Annotated in this window: 2 protein-coding genes; both read left to right on the plus strand. The window is 69.2% G+C overall.

What is annotated here, in order from left to right:
- Window positions 1-1,085, plus strand: a 1,085-nt coding sequence (locus PSV33_RS07875) for a 5-(carboxyamino)imidazole ribonucleotide synthase (RefSeq protein ID WP_300560406.1), incomplete at its 5' end; no start/stop codon positions are given.
- Complete coding sequence (locus PSV33_RS07880) at window positions 1,082-2,092, plus strand: L-threonylcarbamoyladenylate synthase (RefSeq protein ID WP_300560408.1); 1,011 nt, start codon at window positions 1,082-1,084, stop codon at window positions 2,090-2,092. The genes PSV33_RS07875 and PSV33_RS07880, both read left to right, overlap by 4 nt.
- The last annotated feature ends 479 nt before the right edge of the window (window positions 2,093-2,571 follow it).

Here is a 2,571-nt window from a genome sequence, read left to right on the forward strand (position 1 = left end):
ACCCCGATCCGGCCAGCCCGGCCGGCCGCGTCAGCCACCACCACATCCAGACCGGTTACAGCGATGGCGCTGGCCTGGCGCAGCTGGCTTCGCTGTGCGCGGCCATCACCACCGAATTTGAAAACGTGCCGGCCGGTGCGCTGCAGGTGCTGGCCGCCAGCCGGCCGGTGGCGCCGGGCGCGGCTGCCGTCGCCATTGCGCAAAACCGCATCGAGGAAAAAGCCCACTTCACGGCGAGCGCCGGCGTGGCGGGCGTGACCTGCGCGCCCTACGCCGTCATCGAAACGCCGACGCAGCTTGCGGCCGTGCCACCCGATCTGCTGCCCGGCATTGTGAAAACCGCACGCATGGGTTATGACGGCAAAGGCCAGGTGCGCGTTGCCAACATGGCGGAACTCGCCGTGGCCTGGGCTGATTTGAAGGGCGTGCCCTGTGTGCTCGAAAAGCTGTTGCCGCTGAAGGCCGAATGTTCGGTCATCGTGGCGCGCGGCTGGGACGGCAGCATCACCGGTTTTGCGCCGCAGCACAACGTGCACGTTGGCGGCATCCTCGCGGTGACCGCCGCTTATGAAGGAAATATGCCTCCAGCCCTTGCACTGCGGGCGCGGGCAGCTACAGAATCCATAGCAAACCACATCGGCTATGTGGGCGTGTTGTGTGTCGAGTTTTTTGTCATCGACGACGGCAGTGCCGACGGCGCGCTGGTGGTCAACGAAATGGCGCCGCGCCCGCACAACAGCGGCCACTACACGATGGACGCCTGCGACGTCTCGCAGTTCGACCTGCAGGTGCACGCCATGGCCGGCTTGCCGTTGCCGCAGCCGCGCCAGCATTCGCCGGCCATCATGCTCAACCTGCTCGGCGAACTGTGGTTTGACGCTGCCGGCCAACCGCGCACACCCGACTGGCAGGCCGTGCTGGCCTTGCCGGGCACACATCTGCATCTGTACGGCAAACTCGAAGCGCGCGCCGGCCGCAAGATGGGCCACCTCACCATCACCGGTGCCGACGTGGCCGGCGTCACCGCCGTGGCACGCCAGGCGGCGCAGTTGCTGGGGCTGCCCGGCCTGGATGCCTTGCGATGATTCGGGACGGCAGCGACCCGGCGGCCATTCTTGAAGCCGCGCGCGTGATCCGCGCCGGCGGTCTGGTCGGTTTTCCGACAGAAACGGTGTATGGCCTGGGCGCCGATGCGGCCAGCGACAGCGCCGTGGCCGGCATCTTCGCCGCCAAGGGCCGGCCCAGCGATCACCCGCTGATCGTGCATGTGGCAGATGCCGCGCAGGTGCTTGAGTACGCCAGCAGCGTGCCGCCGTTTGCCGCACGCCTGATGCAGGCCTTCTGGCCCGGGCCGCTGACCGTGATCCTGCCGCGCAAGCCGGGTGTGGCCGCCGCAGCCGCCGGCGGGCAGGACTCCATCGGCCTGCGCTGTCCCTCGCACCCGGTGGCGCTGGCTTTTCTGAAGGCCTGCGCCACCGGTGTAGCCGGCCCCAGCGCCAACCGCTTCGGCCGCGTCAGCCCGACCACCGCCGGGCATGTCGCCGAAGAATTCGGCGATGCCTTGCTGGTGCTCGACGGCGGCCCCTGCGCGGTCGGCATCGAGTCCAGCATCGTCGATTGCACGCGCGGCCGCCCGGTGTTGCTGCGCCCCGGTTTGCTGACACGCGCGCAGCTCGAAGCCGCCTGCGGCGAGCCGGTGCTCGACCAGGACGACGGGCAGCAGCAAGACGCCGTGCCGGGAGAAACCACCATCGGTGCAGCGCCGCGCGCGTCCGGCACGCTGGCATCGCACTATGCGCCCAACGCCCGGGTGCGCCTGATGGATGCCGGCGCGATCCAGACCGCACTTGACGTGCTCGGCGCACAGGCCGCGCACATCGCCGTGTACGCCCGCAGCATCGTGCGCATCCCCTCGACGCAGGTGCTGTACCGCCGCATGCCCGACGATGCCGCCGCCACCGCGCAGCAGTTGTTTGCCGTGCTGCGCGGCTTCGACGCCCAGGGCGTCAAGCTGATCTGGATTGAACACCTGCCGTCCGATCCGGCCTGGGATGGCGTGCGCGACCGGCTGCAGCGGGCCGCCGCGAGTTGAGGCAAGCAGGGCTGGGACATGTCCGCCTCACGAAACCACCGAAGCCTCCGAAACCGTCTGGTGTGGTTCGTCGTGTGCCTGTCGGCAGGCGCCGCTGCCGGAATGGCGGGCACCTGGTTCACCGGCAACCCGTCCTGGTTCCTCGCCGTCCCAGCGGCGCTGGCTGTCGGGTGGCTGTTGGTGGCCAACCCGGACGAGTGCAGTCGGTCCACCCCACGCCGGTCCGGCAGTGTGCCGGACGACGAACGTGCGCCCTGAGCCGGCCCTGGCGCTGGCGCTTCGCCGACTGTATAAACGGAGCCGCTGCTTGACGCCCGGGCTCGGCACCATGCATAGTGGCTCACCCACCCGCTGTTATCCAGGGACACCGATGACCTTTTCACTTTCCACCACGTGCACCCGCCGCCCGAACGCAGCGACCCCTCCAGCGCAAGGCCTGTCATGACCCAGCCCCCCGAACCCGTCGCCGTCAGCGCCGT

The organism is Polaromonas sp. (genome assembly GCF_029945895.1).
In the GTDB taxonomy this organism is placed as follows: Bacteria; Pseudomonadota; Gammaproteobacteria; order Burkholderiales; family Burkholderiaceae_C; genus Polaromonas.

What these genes read in the sequence shown, in the direction of transcription:
- PSV33_RS07880 (WP_300560408.1), top strand. Translation starts at nt 1,082, where the DNA reads ATGATTCGGGACGGCAGCGACCCGGCGGCCATTCTTGAAGCCGCGCGC.